Genomic DNA, 15,901 nt, shown 5'->3' with positions numbered 1-15,901 from the left:
TACAAAAAGAATATAAAAACAAAAGAAAATTTTGATTAGATTTTTATCTATTTTCTAGTATTGATGAACGTGTAAAAGTTTGAGAGTAGATTATTGACTTCTTATTAAATTATTCACTATTTTAATTGCCTTTCCCTATATTTTTCGTATTTTAATTCTTCAAACGTTATTTTACATCTTAAAAGAAAACTATTTTCTATAAAAAGTAGTTTTCACAGACCTATTTAAAATTTCCCTACATAATTTCTCTACATTTCTACGATGATGTTTCGCAACAAAAAAAGTGAAGAAAAACTCTATAAATTTAAAGACCTCAAAATCTATTCTTCTCCTGAATGGCTCGCTAATGGAATGCGAAAATACCAAACCGTTTTTGAGAGTATCGAAACGAGTTATTTGTATGTAGAATTATCTTTTTACAATAAATTATTTGATGTAGAAGAATGGGAAGCTGAGATTTTATTGAAATGTTATCGTTTGAGTAGCCGAAAAGAACGAGAAATTGTCTGTGAAATAAATGTAAATCAAATTATTTTGCCTCAAAATAATATCGTAAATATTAGAGAAGGTTGGGGAAATGACGAAGTGGGAACATTTTGGACACGAGGAGATTACGTTTGGGAAGCCTATATCGATGGCGAAATTTTTGGAACAAAACCTTTTTATATAGAAAGTGGAGGTCCTGTAACTTCTCAAAACAACCCCTATTTTGAGATGCAAACCATAAAACTCTATGAAGGAACACAAGACGGAGTAGAAGAAGAAAATAGAGTCTATCACAAACAGTTTTCGGCAGCCGAAGCAAGATATATTTGGGTAGAGTTCAGCTTTGAGAATCTTCAAGAAGATGATTTTTATTGTGAACTAACTTTTAATATTTACAATGAAACTCGCCAACTCAAAGGACAAACTATCGAACTAAAAAAAATAGAACAGGATGAAGATTTTATAGAAATAATTTCAGGTTATGGTTCAGATGTAAAAGGTTCGTGGATGCGTGGGCATTATACATTGGAAGTTATCTTTATGGATAGACTTATTGCGATTGTTCCGTTTGAAGTAGGAAAGAAATTTGTAAATGGAAATACGGTCATTTATCCTCCCTCTTCATTTTTGACAGGAAGAGCATATTCAAATCCAGCCAAAGAAAGTGAAGAAGACGAGGAAGAAACTTATCAGCAAGTTGTAGAAAGATTAAATAATTTAATCGGACTTCAAGACCTCAAAAAACGTATTCACGATTATACTTCTTATCTTCAATTTACTCAAATCCGTCAAGAAAAAGGATTAAAGGAAGACAAAAACCTAAATTTACATTTAGTTTTTAAAGGAAACCCTGGAACTGGAAAAACTACGATAGCACAAATGATGGGCAAAATTTATCATCATTTAGGCTTACTTTCGACAGGAGAATTACACGAAGTAGGAAGAGCCGAACTTATTGGACAATATATCGGACAGACTGCCCCAAAGGTAAAAGATATTATCGATAAAGCTAGAGGAGGTGTTTTGTTTATTGATGAAGCCTATTCGCTTGTTCGCTCTGGTGAAGACAGTAAAGATTATGGACAAGAAGTAATTGAGATTTTGGTAAAAGAAATTTCGGATGGAAAGGGCGATATTGCTATTGTTTTGGCAGGTTATACGCAGCCCATGGAAATGCTTTTAGAATCAAACCCTGGATTAAAATCTCGTTTTCCTGTTCAATTTGAGTTTCCAGATTATACACCTCATGAGCTTTTAGAGATTGCTACATTGACTGAAAAAGAAAGTGATTTGCAATTTACTCCTGAAGCCTTGCATATTTTGAGTAAAAAAATTACAGAAGAATACCGTAAAAGAGATACTACTTTTGGAAATGCTCGTTTTGTAAAAACGACAATTAGAGAAGCAAAAATGAATTTGGGAGTTCGCATTATGAAAATCGAAAATCCTAAAGATTTATCCAAAACAGAACTTTCAACTGTTCATGTAGCTGATGTGGCGCATCTTACAGCAGGAAAAACAGTTACTCCTCTTTTGCTCTCTATTGATGAGGAAGAGTTACAGCGTTCGATGGCAGAACTTCATGCTCTTGTTGGATTGTCCGAAGTAAAAAAACGCATTGATGAGTTGATTGCACTCGTTCGTTTTTATCAACAAACAGGTCGTAATGTTTTGAATCAGTTTTCGCTACACATGCTTTTTAAAGGAAACCCAGGGACTGGAAAAACTACTGTTGCTCGTATTCTCTCAACAATTTATAGAGCCTTGGGAATTTTGGAACGTGGACATTTGGTAGAATGTGATAGACAAAGTTTGGTAGCTGGTTTTGTAGGACAAACAGCTATCAAAACACAAGAAAAAATAAATAGTGCCATTGGTGGAATTTTATTTATTGATGAAGCATATTCCTTGACTTCAGATTTGAAAACACAAAATGATTTTGGAAAAGAAGCCTTAGAAACTATTTTGAAACAAATGGAAGACAAACGAGGTGAGTTTATTGTCATTGCAGCAGGTTATACCCAAAATATGGAACAATTTGTAGAAATGAATCCTGGATTAAAATCTCGTTTTGATAGAACAATTATTTTTAAAGACTTGACAGTAGAAGAGCTTTTAGAAGTTGCGACGATATATTTTGAGAAAGAAAAACTGACTTTGACAGAAGAAACAAAGGAATATCTCAACAATCAAGTTGCCGTTTTACATGCACAAAGAGATAAATATTTTGGAAATGCTCGTACAATTCGAACTATTGCACAGGAAGCTGTTAGACAACAACATTTGCGTATGGCATCACTTTCAGAAGCCGAAAGAACAGAAGAAATAATGCAGACTTTAGAAAAAGAAGACTTAGAAAAAGTCAATTTTAGCTATGAAGATTTGACTGGAAAACGTAAAATGGGTTTTAGAATATAATACAAAATATGGATACTGACAAAGTAAAAGCTCCCTTTACAAATTGGCAAGTAGAAAGAATAAATAGATTTCAAGAATCTAATGCTTTTCATTCTTATACTTGCATGGGCGCATATTGTGATAGAAGTAAAGTAGCTTATGGAGGAAGGTTAATTGCTACAAATGAAGGCTTTGTTTGTCCTTGTGGAAAATATACACAAGGTGAATGTAATCCTTTTATGATTGATTATGAAGATGATATGTTGGAATAATATAAGATTTAAGAATTCCATTTATAAAGTAAAATACTGCTTTTTCTAAACATATTCTGTAATCTGCAAATTTCAGCAATTTAGATTTTTTGTAATAAAAGTTTGTTATCAGATACTAACCTGTAAAACAGAATAATTTATCCAAAATTCAGAATAAATCTATTCTTTATAAATCAATCAAAATAACGCTAACAAAAATAATTTTATGAGTGAGCCAAAAGACCCACTAGAAAATTCAAACTCTGAAAATACTAACTCTTCCCAACAACAAAGAACTAGACAGTCCCAAAGAAGACAAGTTATACAAAATAGTCCTTCTTTTGGACAAAAACTACTCGGTTTTATCAAAATTATTTTTGCTACATCTTTTGGTGTAGGACTTTTCTTTTCTGTAATGGGATTATTACTTCTTATTATAGGAGCTAGTTCTAGTTCAGAAGTAGAAATTGCTGAAAAAAGTGTTTTGAAAATTTCTTTAGGACAAACGATTGCAGAATATAGCAAAGACGACCCTTTTGCTGATTTGATGGCAGAATTACAAGGAAGTTCTACTCCACTAAGTTTGGTTAATATAAAAGCTGCTCTCAAAAAAGCCAAAACAGATGATAATATCAAAGGAATTTATTTAGATGTAACAGATGTTCCTGTTGGTTTTGCGATGTTGGAAGAGATTCATGCTGCACTTTTAGACTTCAAAACTTCTGATAAATTTATCTATGCGTACAGTAAATATTATGGTGAAAAAGGATATTATTTAGCTACAACGGCTGACCAAATTTATCTTTATCCACAAGGTGCTTTAGAAATGAATGGTTTTTTCTCTCAAATTCCATTCTTCAAAAAAATGCTTGAAAAACTAGATATTGAGCCAAGAATCTATAAAGTAGGAACATTCAAATCTGCTGTTGAGCCATTTATTTTGGAAGAAATGAGTGAAGCAAACCGTGAACAAACAAGTGTTTATTTAAATTCTTTGTATGATACTTATTTGAATCATGTAGCTGCCACAAATACAAAAAGTGGACGAAAAGTCACAGCAGCAGAACTACGAGAAATTAGTGATAAAATGTTAATCAGAGAAGCTGGAGATGCTATTACCTACAAACTTGTCAATGATACACTTTATTACGACCAAGTAGAAAGCAAAATAAAGACTGCTTTGGGAATAGAAGAAAGTAGTGATGAGAGTACTGACGAGAACACAACAACTAGCAAAAAGAAAATTTCTTTTGTTTCACTTCCTAAATATATCAAAACACTAAAAACTGAACGTGAAGGTAGTTCAGACAAGAGAATTGCTATTATTGTAGGAGAAGGAAATATTGTTGATGGACAAGGAGAAACAGGACAAATTGGAGGAGATGCTATCGCAGCAGCTATCCGAAAAGCTCGTAAAGACAAGCGAGTAAAAGCGATTGTTTTGCGTATCAATTCGGGTGGTGGAAGTGCGCTGGCTTCGGATATTATGTGGCGTGAAGTAATGCTTGCCAAACAAGAAAAACCAATTATTGCTTCTATGTCGGATGTAGCTGCTTCGGGTGGTTATTATATGGCAATGGCATGTGATACGATTGTGGCACATCCAAATACAATCACAGGTTCGATAGGAATTTTTGGAATGCTTTTCGGAATAGATAAATTTGCAGAAAACAAAATCGGAGTTACATTTGATGGAGTAAAAACAGCAGAGTTTGCAGATATGGGTTATCCTACTCGTCAGCCTTCAGCAGCAGAAGATTCTATTATTCAAAATTCTGTAAATCGTGGATATATTGATTTTACTTCAAAAGCTGCACAAGGACGAAAAATGCCAGTAGAAAAACTAAGAGAGTATGCAGAAGGGCGAGTTTGGACAGGTATTGATGCAAAAGAGCGTGGGTTGGTGGATGTTTTGGGAGATTTGGATGATGCTATTGCTATTGCAGCAAACAGTGCAGGGTTAGGAGATGATTATCAAGTGCGTTATTATCCTGAGCCTGAAACACTTATTAATCAAATCTTGAATCAAGGAAATCAAGCCAAACAAAAAGCTATTCAAGAAGAAATGGGCGAGTTTTATAAATTCTATAAATATTATAATGAATTAAAACTGATGCAAGGAATGCAAGCTCGTTTGATTTTGGATGCTCAAAATATTGAGTAATCATCAATAAATTATTTTATCAACAAAAATCCAATTCAGATACATTTGAATTGGATTTTTTGTTGTTTTTTACTTCACATTCATCACCTTCAAACTATAAGGTAATTGTTCCAAAAACTCACTCCACTTTGGTATTTCCTCTATTGGTAAAAGTGTATAATAGGTTGTTCCTTTACGCCAAGGCGTTTCTATTCTTATTGATAATGCACATTGATTGTTTGAATCACTATTAGAAACATATTCTACATAATAATTTAACTGTGCTATTTGATCAAATTTAATAGTTTCTTTTTGTGTTTTTTTCTTAATCGTAATTCCTTGTGCTTTCATATCAAAAGCGATATGTGTGGCTCTATTTGGATTAATTTCTCGTTTTAAGAATGTCTTAGAAGTTTTTTTATTGAGAAAATAAGTTATTGAACCTATAGATGCAATGACAAAAAACAGACCTACGAGAGGATGTGTCATCTTACCAATAAATATAGTAAGCACAGTTAATACAGTCATAAAAGCTAATACAAGACCTAATATGATGGCATTTTCAGAAAGAGAATGAATAGTATTATCTACATCTTGATTTCCTTTCTTAAACAAAAAAGGCAAATATTCCAACGGTTTGGCTTTCAAAAACATATTCTTAGGCTTCGGAATTTCGGCAAGTGTTTCGGTTTGATTGCAGTGCGTTTGTCCCAAATATTCCCAACTTTCAATAAAAAAAGCAGATTTGCAAGCAGAACAAATTACGATAGTATGTCCCTCTTCAATTTCTTCTCCTGTGATAGGGTCTATTCTTCCTTGTTTCAAAAACTCTGAATGTAATTCAGTTTCTAAATGATGTGTATTTGTCATTCTAAAAATTAGTAGTTATAATTGATTTTCTTCTCTCAAAACCTGTAATACCTTTAAATTATAAGGTAGTTCTTCTAAAAACTCACTCCATTTAGAAAGCTCATCTGTTTTTAGAAGTGTATAATAAATCTTTCCTTTATTTTCAGATGTAATTATTCGTATTGATAATGCACATTGATTGTAATTGCTCGCATCTGCATCAGAAATATATTCTACAAAATAACGTAGTTCTTGTATTTCATCAAATTTAAAAGTATTTATCTTATCTTTTTTCTTTACCGTAATTCCTTGTGCTTTTGTATTTAGCGTAATTTGGGTTGCTTTTTTAGGATTTATTTTTCGTTCTATAAGCCGTTTTGAGGTTTTATTACTAAAATAACTTAATGTACCACTCACTATACCCAACGCAAAGATAAAAGCACAAATAGGATGTACGAAAATAAACACCATAGGCAAGACGCTAACAACAAGAAGCATTATAATACCAATAATGCTATTTTCAACTAAACTATGAATCGTATTATCTATATCTTGATTTCCTTTCTTAAACAAAAAAGGTAAGTATTCCAATGGTTTGGCTTTCAAAAACATGTTTTTAGGCTTCGGAATTTCTGAAAGAGTTTCGGTTTGATTGCAATGCGTTTGTCCCAAATATTCCCAACTTTCAATAAAAAAAGCAGATTTGCACGCAGAACAAATTACGATAGTATGTCCTTCTTCAATTTCTTCTCCTGTAATTGGATCTATTCTACCTTGTTTGAGAAATTCTGAATGTAGCTCTTTGTCTAAATGATGTGTATTTGTCATTCTAAAAATTAGTAGTTATAATTGACTTTCTTCTCTCAAAACCTGTAATACCTTTAAATTATAAGGTAGTTCTTCTAAAAAATTACTCCAATCAGATACATCACTATGATTAATATTTGCATAATAATTTAATTTCTTCTTCGATAAGTTGGCAATCATAATCTCTAAAGTGAGAATGCAAAGAGGATAAACATAGTCTATAGAATATTCTAGCTGTTCAATTTTACTAAATGGAAGGTTTTGTTTTTCGTTTCCTCTTTTTATTTGTAGAGACTGATTTTTGTGGTCAATACCTATATAATTAGTTTCTTTTGGATGAGGAGTACTAATTTTATCCTTCTCTTTCTTATTTATATGATTAGAAATAAAAACGATTAGAAAAATCATAAATACAACAGCTAAAAATTCAGATATATAGCTGCCGATAAGAACAGTGATAAGTCCTATTCCTGCCATAGTTAATAAAACCATTGCGAAATAAGTCCACATTTGTAATGTTCCTTCTTTTCCTGTTTTGGCAAAATAAAGCCCTTTTCTAAACAAAAAAGGTAAATAATCTAACGGTTTGGCTTCTAAAACTAAAGTTTTAGACTTTGGAATTTCTGAAAGAGTTTCGGCTTGATTGCAATGCGTTTGTCCCAAATATTCCCAACTTTCAATAAAAAAAGCAGATTTGCAAGCAGAACAAATTACGATAGTATGTCCCTCTTCAATTTCCTCCCCTGTGATAGGATCTATTCTACCTTGTTTGAGAAATTCTGAATGTAATTCAGTTTCTAAATGATGTGTATTTGTCATATAAATAGTATATACGACAAATACAGAAATGAAGTTTATAGAAACTAAGTAAATGTATATTTGTACTCTGTGTTTGGAATATATTCTAAACCACAAAAAGCATAACCAAAGCCATTGCTACCATTGATAAATCTTCAATAATGGTAACAGTACTCATCGGCAAATTAAAAACATCTCCCAAACAAGCACACTTGATTTTCTTTTTGTCCAAATTACTTTTGATTACACCAATACTACTAATTCCCAAAACTATAACCGTAATTAGATTGACATAAAAAGGAAAAACATTTATCAGATAAGCAACTCCCAAACCTAGCTCTACAAAGGGATAAACTCTTCCCCAACCTTTCCATCTAGCAGCTACAATGTCATACATTTGGTAAGAATTGGCAAAACCTTCTAAATTAAGGAGTTTGAAAAAGGCAAAGACAATAAAGAATCCAGCCATAAAATGACGCATCAAAAGCATCATAGAAAAATTTTGAAAAAAATCAGTAAATGGATATTGAACCAAAATACTCACTCCCAAAATAAAACCAACAATCAAAAAAAGAGGTTTGTAAGTAGAAAATGATTTTGTTGGCAAATCTATTTCTTCACTAACAACAGTATTAGAACTTCCTTTTATTTCTTCAAAAATTATCTCATCAGCATTATTTTTTTCTGTAATGGTATAATTTCCTATTTCAGATAATTTTTCTTGTAAAACTTGGGTGGAAATAGGAGTATCAAAATAAAGTGTTCCATCAGCATTTTCGACACTAATTTCAGCTTTCTCTATTTGTGAAAATGCTTCTAAAGCCTTTTTTACTTTGGCTTCACAACTTTTGCAGGTCATTCCTTGAATGCTATATTCTTTTGTGTTTTCCTTGATTTGGGTTTGTTCTAGTGTTTTCATAGTATTTGTTTTTTGTATTTATTCTGTCTTTTACTAAACGATACCAAACCCTTTCCGTTTTTCAGAATTTTGACAAAAAATTATACTATTTTGACTGTTTTTTTATAAAGTATCTAGTGTTTTACGTTTGTTTAAAGCCTTTTTTTGATATTGAGAAGGAGTTTGCCCTATTACCTTTTTGAATTGTGTAGAAAAATGAGAAGTGCTTTTATAATGCAGATGATTTGCTATTTCGTTAATTCTGTATTTTTTGAGAGAAATAAGTTCTTTTGCTTTCTCTATTTTTTGTAGTGCAATATATTTTTCGATAGTAATACTTTCAGACACAGAAAAAAGACGACTTAGATAAGAATATTCGTGATGTAGTTTTTCAGAAAGGTATTCAGAGAAGTTAATTTCTAAAGCTTTATCTGAATAATGAATTTGATTGATGATAGTGGTTTTGATAGAATTAATAAGACTTTTTTTATCGGACTCTATCATTTGTAATCCTATTTTTTGTAATTCTTGATTTAGTTTTTCTTTTATTTTGAACGAAATTTCTTGGTTTTCTTTTAAATAAATTTTTCCTAACTCTACTTTCTCAAATTCAATATTCAACTCTTGACATAGGTTTTTCACTGCCAAAACACAGCGTGGACAAACCATATTTTCTATATTTAATATGAATGGATTCATTTTGTTATTCTTTCGTGTTTTATTGGACTGACCTAAGTGATGAGACAAAGGTCAGTCTCAAGAGAACCGACATAAAGTCTTATTTAAACCTAAACACAAAAAAGACAAAGTAGTTTTTTATAAAATCAATTTTCAACAGCAATAAAAATATCTACTTCTGCATTAGCTGGATTCATAGCTTTTTCTCCATAGATTTCAAAATCACTTGTAAATTTTCTATCCAAATCTTTATTCCAAATTTCCAACCATTTATTATAAACAGTTCCTTCTTGAAGATTTCCCTTTGCAATAAATTTTTGGTAATCTGTTGTTGCTATTTTTTTACTTATCATGCCATCAGGTATTTTTTCCAAACTCTTGACTTTACAGCCCAAAATAGTAGTATAAGGTTTTGTATGGTCAGATTCATATTCGGTATAAATACAATAAACATCATTTGATATTTTATTTGGAATTTTTTCTGTGATAGATTCTGACATAAACTTCTCCCAAAGTGCAGGAATATCTTTTGCTGCTTGCTCATTCTCATTGGTTGTACAAACAGAAATTCCTATAACGTCGAATGCTTCAATTTTTTGCGTATTCATTTTGATTAAATTAAAAGGTAATTGATTTTTAAATTGATTGAATACAAATTTAAGGTGAGCAAGTGACAGCCCTATGTCAAGGCTTCATTAGAGTTTTTCAAAGAATCAAAATATTTTTTTCTACATTCTTCAAAATACTCTTGAAGTGTCATGTTATGAGGTTCAAATTTTTCATTCAAAACTTCTAATTGTTGAATTTTATCTAATCTAAAAGCTCTAAATTCGTTTCTCAATCTACAAAAAGCAATCAACAACCAGTTTTCTTGTGTGCTATACATTGCAAAAGGTTCTATTTGTCGTAGTGTTATTTTATTTTTTTCTAATGTAGAATATTCAATTTTACAAAGTGTATTATTTGTTATGGCGAGTTGTAGTGCTGATAAATAATTACTTGTCTTGTCATTTTGAAGATTATATCGAAACTGAATTCTATCAGAAAGTAAATTTACTTTGTCTTTTGTATGATTTTTCAAGACTGATTTTACCTTGTTTATGGCTTCTGTATATTCTTTTATGAAAGAAGAATCTTTATTTTTCAAAATCAATTTTTCTGCCGTAATGAGTGCATTTGCTTCACTTTCTGTAAACATAACAGGAGGAATTGTATAACCATCTACTAACGAATAACCTTTTCCTTCTTCTGTAAAAATAGGAACTCCAGCGTGTTCTAAGGCTTTTATATCTCTATAAATGGTTCTTTTGCTGACCGAAAATTTCTCTGATAGTTCAGACGCATTCAAAATTCTTTTGGTTTGCAAATGAAGTAAAATTGCTGTTAATCTGGAAAGTCGTTTTGTATCTTGCATAATTTATTTTATTCGAATTATCCATAAATTCCTTTTAAAATTATTAAATTTCAAAAGACTTGTTAATATTTTCTTACTTTTGTTCAAAAGAACATATTCACAAAAAACAGAGCATTTTTTCAAACTATTGTCAGAATCATTTTTGATTTCCAAAAAATAACTAATAAAGTTTTTGTAAATGTTTTATGTGTTGTCTAATTACTTCAAAATCTAGCCTTATTCTTTAATTATGAATCTCAACCTCAAAAATCCGTTAGCTTTCTTTGACTTAGAAGCAACAGGAATCGACACCATAAAAGACCGTATTGTAGAAATTTCTATTGTAAAATTGATGCCCAATGGCGAAAAAGAAGTTCATACACACAAAATAAATCCAACTGTTCCAATTCCAGAAATTACTACAAAAATACATGGAATTAGTGATGAAGATGTAAAAGATGCACCTACTTTCAAACAAATGGCAAAGACATTTGCAAGTATTTTGAAAGGCTGTGATTTGGCTGGTTTTAATATTATGCGTTTTGATGTTCCGATGCTTGTCGAAGAGTTTTTGAGAGCAGGAGTAGATTTTGATATTTCGAATCGTAAACTTGTTGATTTGCAAAGAATCTATCACATGATGGAACCTCGCACACTTTCGGCAGCCTATAAATTTTATTGTGATAAAGAATTAGAAGGAGCGCATAGTGCAGAAGTAGATACAATGGCATGTGTTGGGATTTTGGAAGAGCAGGTCAAAAGATACGAAAATCAAGAACACAAAGACAGTCTAGGAAATGTTACTGTTCCTGTCAAAAATGATATGGAAGCCTTGCACCAACTAAGTTTTTCGAATCGTATTGATTTGGCTGGTCGAATGGTTTATAATGATAAAAATGAAGCTGTTTTTGCTTTTGGGAAACACAAAGACAAGAAAATTGAAGATGTTTTGACAAAAGAATCTTCATATTACGATTGGATTATGAAAAATGACTTTCCATTGAATACAAAACAAGAACTCACAAGAATAAAATTAAAAATGAGTCTGTTGAATAAGTAGAAATTAGGAGATAGGAATTAGGGAATAGAAAATGAGAAAATCAACAACATAACTACTCACTGTTACCAATTATTATTTACTAATTACTGGTAACTGTTTTACTGGTAATTGATAACTGTAAAAAATGGAATATACAATTTGGGTCTATTTGGTCTTATTAGCTGCTGGATTTTTAGCAGGAATTATCAATACTTTAGCAGGAAACGGCTCAATCTTGACGATTACGGCACTTTCTGTGGCTGCTGGTTTGCCTGTCGGAATGGCAAATGGTACAAATAGAGTAGGTGTTACCTTTCAAGTTTTGGTTGGTCTTCGTACTTTTTTGAAGAGTGGAAAAACAGATTTTAAAGGTGTTTGGAAGATTGCCATTCCTACGGTTATTGGTTCTGCTCTTGGTGCTTATGCAGCCGTAGAAGTAGGTAAATCAAATGAAATTTGGCTTAGTCGTGTTATTGGTGGTGTGATGGTTTTTATGCTTTTTTTGGTCTTGAATAATCCTAAAAAATGGGTAGAAGAAAACAAAAACACCAAAGAATTGGCTTTGCCTTGGCTCATGATTATTTTCTTAGCTATTGGTTTTTATGGTGGTTTTATTCAAGCTGGTGTGGGTGTGATTATGCTTGTAGTCTTGATGTCAGTAACAAATTATACGCTTACAAATGCCAATGCTGTCAAACTTTTACTAACACTTCTTCTCACTATTCCTGCTTTTACTATCTTTATTTGGAATGGACAAATAGAATGGATTGCTGGTCTTACGCTTTCTGTTGCTCAGATGATTGGTGCAATGTGGGCAGCTAAGTTTGCCGTCGGACACCCAAAGGCAAATTATTGGATACGAAGTATTTTGATAGGAATTATTATAATTGCTATCGTTCGCTTTTTGGGAATTTATGATTTTGTAATGGATAAATTAGTAGCTATCATGTAATTTACCTAAAAACCACCAAAACGGCTTTATGGTCAGAGCCTTCAATAGGAAGTGTTTGTCTATGTAAAATTTCAATACCTTCAGAATGCCAAACGTGGTCTAATTGTGTTTGCATCAAAAATGGAAAAGAACTATTCCACGTCGGTTGAAAGCCAAAGTTTTCTTGAGAATCTTTTAGACTTGATTGTTTTAGAAATTTTTTATAGTCGGAAGAGAAAGGAGAGCAGTTGAGATCGCCTACAAAAATTACTTTTGAATTTAATTTAGAAAGAATTTCACTTATTTGGTCTAGTTTATTATTTCTATTTCGATAAGCATTAATACTAATAGGAGGCATTGGATGACTTATAAAAAAGGTATAATTATTTTTAGTCGTGATTTGTATTTCAATAGGCAGGTTTTTAGTTGTTTCTAATATGCTCTCCACTTGTTTTTCTAAATTTTTGACTTCAAAAATATGAGTAGATAACCTAATTTTTGATGTGTCTTGATATTTTTCTTTTGAATAAATTCCCATTCCAAAATTATCCTCTCTCACTTCTGTAAATTTATAAGGGTAATCTGTTTTTATTTTTTTTAATTCGTCTTCCCATTTTTGATTTAATTCTATTATTACAACAAAATCAGCATCTGTATTTTTGATTAATTCTCTTACTTTTTCATAATTTGTATTTGAACTAAGCACATTGATCAAAAGTAAACTATTTACAGTCGTATCATTTTCTATTTCTTTCTTTACCTTTTTAGAATATTCCACAACTGTAGGACTTCCAAAAAATAGATATTCATAGGTTTGAGAATTTGTCCAAAATGAATAAGAGCTAAATAAGTTGATAAATAATGACGCAAAAATGCTTATTAAAACTTTGAAATCAACTTTTTTCCGATTAAAAAGAATGATATAAATAATCAAGAAAATAATACTAAAAACCACCCAAAATATTCTAAAATGCGAAAACAAATCCCCTATCCAAATTGAAACAAGGCTAAAAAAATTAGCCATAAAGAATAGAAAAGGAATAAAAGACAAGATTCTTTTTTCAAACATTTCAGGTTATTATTTTAAAATTACAAATCAACTCTACTTTATCAAATGAACCCAAATATACCAAATAAAAATGCTGTTTTTCCTTTAGAAGGCTACGAAAGACTTTGCTTTTTGAAAAACATTATCAAAAATCCAAATATTATTGTGGGTGATTATACCTATTATGATGATTTTGAAGATGTCAATAATTTTGAGAAAAATGTAAAATATTTATTCGATTTTAGTGGCGATAAGCTCATTATTGGTAAGTTTTGTATGATTGCCTCTGATACAAAGTTTATTATGAATGGTGCAAATCATCTCACAAAAGCAATTACTTCGTATCCTTTCGCTATTTTTGGAAAAGACTGGGCTGGTGCAATGGAAGGCAAAACCTATCCCTATAAAGGAGATTTAGAAATTCAGAATGATGTGTGGATTGGCTACAATGCAACACTAATGGCAGGAATAAAAGTAGGTAATGGTGCAATTATAGCAGCCAATTCAACCGTAACTAGCGATGTAGAACCGTACAGTATTGTAGGTGGAAATCCTGCAAAAGTTATCCGAAAACGATTTTCAGAAATTCAAATTGAGGCGTTATTAAAGATAAAATGGTGGAACTGGGATATCGAAAAAATTACCCAAAATGTAGGATTATTGACAGATGAAAATATTGATAAATTCATTGCTCTTCATTCCTAGATACAAAAAATTAACCGTCGTTGAGGCTTCGCCGTCAACGAGATTTGATTAGATGCCCTTGTTGGTATTTTAGTGAAGCGACACCAACAACATCATAACTTACTTTTCATTCAATCTTTTTTCAATTTGTTCTAGTGTTGCTTTATCTATTTTTTGACCTGTTTTAGTTATAATTTCTTTGTATTTTTTATAGGCATTTTGGCTGTCTTGTAGGCGTTCCAGATTATAATAAGCATTTCCAAGTTGTAGATAAGCAAGAGCAGAAGTGGGTGTAATTTGAGTTAGTTTTTTATTTATTTCTACTGCATCAAGATACTTTTTAGATTGAAGAAGAAGACTTCCATACTTTTCCAAAATCTGAATATATTCTTTTTGAGAAAGTTCGAAGTTATTATTTTTGAAAAGTTCTTGTAATTGTTGTGGTGTTTCGATATTCAATAAAAACTCTGTTCCCCAAAACTCAAAAACACTTTCCAAAATGAGTGTTGCAGAATCATATTTCTTTTCTTTTTCTAGTCTTTCCAAAACAGAATACGTTTTTTTGAATAACTGAATAGTTTCGGTTTCTACCTGCATATAATTATGAGGGTATGCAACTTGTTCATAAAAACCTACAGCTTCGATGATATTTCCTTGTTCTACTGCTTTTTGTGCTTTTGAGATAGATTCTACCGACAAATCACTTGCTGTTTGGTCTTCCAAAGTAAGGCTGTTTGCCACTAAATCAAAATTAAATATTCCACAAATAATAGTTGCTTTATAGCTTTGTTCCGAACAAATAAAAATTCTCCCATCTCTATAATAGGATTCTGTTTTTTTGTGAGGATTAAACTTGAAATCAGTAGGAAGCTTGGCTATTTTTTCTAGTTTTCCGTCACTATTGAGACCATATAAATACTGTTCTTCATCTTCTGTGGCTGCTCCTATGTATAAATTTTTGGTGTTTTGGGGTAATAAATTTTGAGGAAAAGAATCTACTTTCATATACAAATAGGTACTCAAATCTTTTGGAGAGTCTTTTTTGAAGGTTTCAAAATTATTTATTCCTCTATTTCCTTCTTGGCTTTGATTGTTTTTTTGAAGACTTTGAGCTTTTTCTATCATTTTACTCATTGACTCTGAAAGCTCTTGAGCTTGTGCTTCGCTTACCTCCAAGTTATTAAGAACAGTTTCGACAGAATCATTATAAGCAGCAAATGAAACACTATCACTCTCTTTTTGTGTACTTGTTGTATTAGAATTATTAGGTTTTGATGTCGTCAAAATTGTATCAGACGGCATTGTTGTGGTCATACCTTCTGTATATTTTGTTTCATCTGTACTACAAGCTGCACAACAAATGATTAGCAAAATTGCAACTATTGTTTTACAAAAAAGCAGTTTCATTATACTCTTCATTATATCCTTCATTGTATTACTAATTATGCTATGTATCAAAATCTAGTGGATTAGAAATTTACTTTCTGTATTTTTTTTAG

At 31.3% G+C, this 15,901-nt stretch carries 15 protein-coding genes; 6 read left to right on the top strand and 9 right to left on the bottom strand.

Features of this window, described 5'->3' with window-relative positions; genetic code table 11:
- Positions 1 to 264: 264 nt before the first annotated feature.
- The 3 genes from ACE193_RS12860 to sppA all read left to right on the top strand — a co-directional run bounded on the left by ACE193_RS12860 (position 265) and on the right by sppA (position 5,298).
- Positions 265 to 2,904, top strand: coding sequence for an AAA family ATPase (locus ACE193_RS12860; protein WP_375558636.1), 2,640 nt, complete (start codon positions 265 to 267; stop codon positions 2,902 to 2,904).
- Positions 2,905 to 2,912: 8 nt separating this feature from the next.
- Entirely contained in the window at positions 2,913 to 3,155 is a 243-nt protein-coding gene (locus tag ACE193_RS12855; protein WP_375558635.1) for a hypothetical protein, read from the top strand.
- A gap of 205 nt (positions 3,156 to 3,360) precedes the next feature.
- On the top strand, positions 3,361 to 5,298 hold the full coding sequence (sppA, locus tag ACE193_RS12850; protein WP_375558634.1) for a signal peptide peptidase SppA: 1,938 nt from the start codon (positions 3,361 to 3,363) through the stop codon (positions 5,296 to 5,298).
- A gap of 69 nt (positions 5,299 to 5,367) precedes the next feature.
- On the opposite strand, the gene ACE193_RS12845 is transcribed toward sppA, so the two are convergent.
- The 7 genes from ACE193_RS12845 to ACE193_RS12815 all read right to left on the bottom strand — a co-directional run bounded on the left by ACE193_RS12845 (position 5,368) and on the right by ACE193_RS12815 (position 10,721).
- The gene (locus ACE193_RS12845) at positions 5,368 to 6,147 is read right to left on the bottom strand and encodes a hypothetical protein (protein WP_375558633.1); all 780 of its coding nucleotides are present in this window, start codon (positions 6,145 to 6,147) and stop codon (positions 5,368 to 5,370) included.
- A gap of 15 nt (positions 6,148 to 6,162) precedes the next feature.
- Entirely contained in the window at positions 6,163 to 6,954 is a 792-nt protein-coding gene (locus ACE193_RS12840) for a hypothetical protein (protein ID WP_375558632.1), read from the bottom strand.
- Positions 6,955 to 6,969: 15 nt separating this feature from the next.
- Complete coding sequence (locus ACE193_RS12835; RefSeq protein WP_375558631.1) at positions 6,970 to 7,752, bottom strand: hypothetical protein; 783 nt, start codon at positions 7,750 to 7,752, stop codon at positions 6,970 to 6,972.
- A gap of 85 nt (positions 7,753 to 7,837) precedes the next feature.
- On the bottom strand, positions 7,838 to 8,650 hold the full coding sequence (locus tag ACE193_RS12830; protein ID WP_375558630.1) for a heavy metal-associated domain-containing protein: 813 nt from the start codon (positions 8,648 to 8,650) through the stop codon (positions 7,838 to 7,840).
- Positions 8,651 to 8,752: 102 nt separating this feature from the next.
- Entirely contained in the window at positions 8,753 to 9,328 is a 576-nt protein-coding gene (locus tag ACE193_RS12825) for a helix-turn-helix domain-containing protein (protein WP_375558629.1), read from the bottom strand.
- A 125-nt stretch (positions 9,329 to 9,453) separates the two neighbouring features.
- Positions 9,454 to 9,915, bottom strand: a complete 462-nt coding sequence (locus ACE193_RS12820) for a GyrI-like domain-containing protein (protein WP_375558628.1) — start codon at positions 9,913 to 9,915, stop codon at positions 9,454 to 9,456.
- Positions 9,916 to 9,986: 71 nt separating this feature from the next.
- Complete coding sequence (locus ACE193_RS12815) at positions 9,987 to 10,721, bottom strand: helix-turn-helix transcriptional regulator (protein WP_375558627.1); 735 nt, start codon at positions 10,719 to 10,721, stop codon at positions 9,987 to 9,989.
- A 229-nt stretch (positions 10,722 to 10,950) separates the two neighbouring features.
- On the opposite strand from ACE193_RS12815, the gene ACE193_RS12810 reads away from it, so the two are divergent.
- Together ACE193_RS12810 and ACE193_RS12805 are read left to right on the top strand one after the other, a co-directional pair.
- Positions 10,951 to 11,760 (top strand): exonuclease domain-containing protein, encoded by an 810-nt coding sequence (locus ACE193_RS12810; RefSeq protein ID WP_375558626.1) that lies wholly within the window; start codon positions 10,951 to 10,953, stop codon positions 11,758 to 11,760.
- Between the two features lie 124 nt (positions 11,761 to 11,884).
- Positions 11,885 to 12,691 carry a sulfite exporter TauE/SafE family protein gene (locus tag ACE193_RS12805; protein WP_375558625.1) on the top strand — a complete coding sequence of 269 codons (807 nt, stop codon included), beginning with the start codon at positions 11,885 to 11,887 and terminating at the stop codon, positions 12,689 to 12,691.
- A 1-nt stretch (position 12,692) separates the two neighbouring features.
- Here the strand turns inward: ACE193_RS12805 and ACE193_RS12800 are convergent, their stop codons facing one another.
- The gene (locus ACE193_RS12800) at positions 12,693 to 13,694 is read right to left on the bottom strand and encodes an endonuclease/exonuclease/phosphatase family protein (protein WP_375558624.1); all 1,002 of its coding nucleotides are present in this window, start codon (positions 13,692 to 13,694) and stop codon (positions 12,693 to 12,695) included.
- Between the two features lie 90 nt (positions 13,695 to 13,784).
- On the opposite strand from ACE193_RS12800, the gene ACE193_RS12795 reads away from it, so the two are divergent.
- A complete protein-coding gene (locus tag ACE193_RS12795) occupies positions 13,785 to 14,423 on the top strand; it encodes a CatB-related O-acetyltransferase (protein WP_375558623.1) in 639 nt (212 codons plus the stop codon).
- A 99-nt stretch (positions 14,424 to 14,522) separates the two neighbouring features.
- On the opposite strand, the gene ACE193_RS12790 is transcribed toward ACE193_RS12795, so the two are convergent.
- Entirely contained in the window at positions 14,523 to 15,773 is a 1,251-nt protein-coding gene (locus ACE193_RS12790) for a tetratricopeptide repeat protein (RefSeq protein ID WP_375558622.1), read from the bottom strand.
- Positions 15,774 to 15,901 lie beyond the last annotated feature (128 nt).

Origin of the sequence: Bernardetia aquimarina, from assembly GCF_042180575.1 — a bacterium.
GTDB lineage: Bacteria > Bacteroidota > Bacteroidia > Cytophagales > Bernardetiaceae > Bernardetia.
This window is presented reverse-complemented; position numbering and strand designations above follow the sequence as displayed.

Coding starts and splice junctions, on each gene's coding strand:
- ACE193_RS12860 (WP_375558636.1), top strand. CDS start 265: ATGTTTCGCAACAAAAAAAGTGAAGAAAAACTCTATAAATTTAAAGAC.
- ACE193_RS12855 (WP_375558635.1), top strand. CDS start 2,913: ATGGATACTGACAAAGTAAAAGCTCCCTTTACAAATTGGCAAGTAGAA.
- sppA (WP_375558634.1), top strand. CDS start 3,361: ATGAGTGAGCCAAAAGACCCACTAGAAAATTCAAACTCTGAAAATACT.
- ACE193_RS12845 (WP_375558633.1), bottom strand. CDS start 6,147: ATGACAAATACACATCATTTAGAAACTGAATTACATTCAGAGTTTTTG.
- ACE193_RS12840 (WP_375558632.1), bottom strand. CDS start 6,954: ATGACAAATACACATCATTTAGACAAAGAGCTACATTCAGAATTTCTC.
- ACE193_RS12835 (WP_375558631.1), bottom strand. CDS start 7,752: ATGACAAATACACATCATTTAGAAACTGAATTACATTCAGAATTTCTC.
- ACE193_RS12830 (WP_375558630.1), bottom strand. CDS start 8,650: ATGAAAACACTAGAACAAACCCAAATCAAGGAAAACACAAAAGAATAT.
- ACE193_RS12825 (WP_375558629.1), bottom strand. CDS start 9,328: ATGAATCCATTCATATTAAATATAGAAAATATGGTTTGTCCACGCTGT.
- ACE193_RS12820 (WP_375558628.1), bottom strand. CDS start 9,915: ATGAATACGCAAAAAATTGAAGCATTCGACGTTATAGGAATTTCTGTT.
- ACE193_RS12815 (WP_375558627.1), bottom strand. CDS start 10,721: ATGCAAGATACAAAACGACTTTCCAGATTAACAGCAATTTTACTTCAT.
- ACE193_RS12810 (WP_375558626.1), top strand. CDS start 10,951: ATGAATCTCAACCTCAAAAATCCGTTAGCTTTCTTTGACTTAGAAGCA.
- ACE193_RS12805 (WP_375558625.1), top strand. CDS start 11,885: ATGGAATATACAATTTGGGTCTATTTGGTCTTATTAGCTGCTGGATTT.
- ACE193_RS12800 (WP_375558624.1), bottom strand. CDS start 13,694: ATGGCTAATTTTTTTAGCCTTGTTTCAATTTGGATAGGGGATTTGTTT.
- ACE193_RS12795 (WP_375558623.1), top strand. CDS start 13,785: ATGAACCCAAATATACCAAATAAAAATGCTGTTTTTCCTTTAGAAGGC.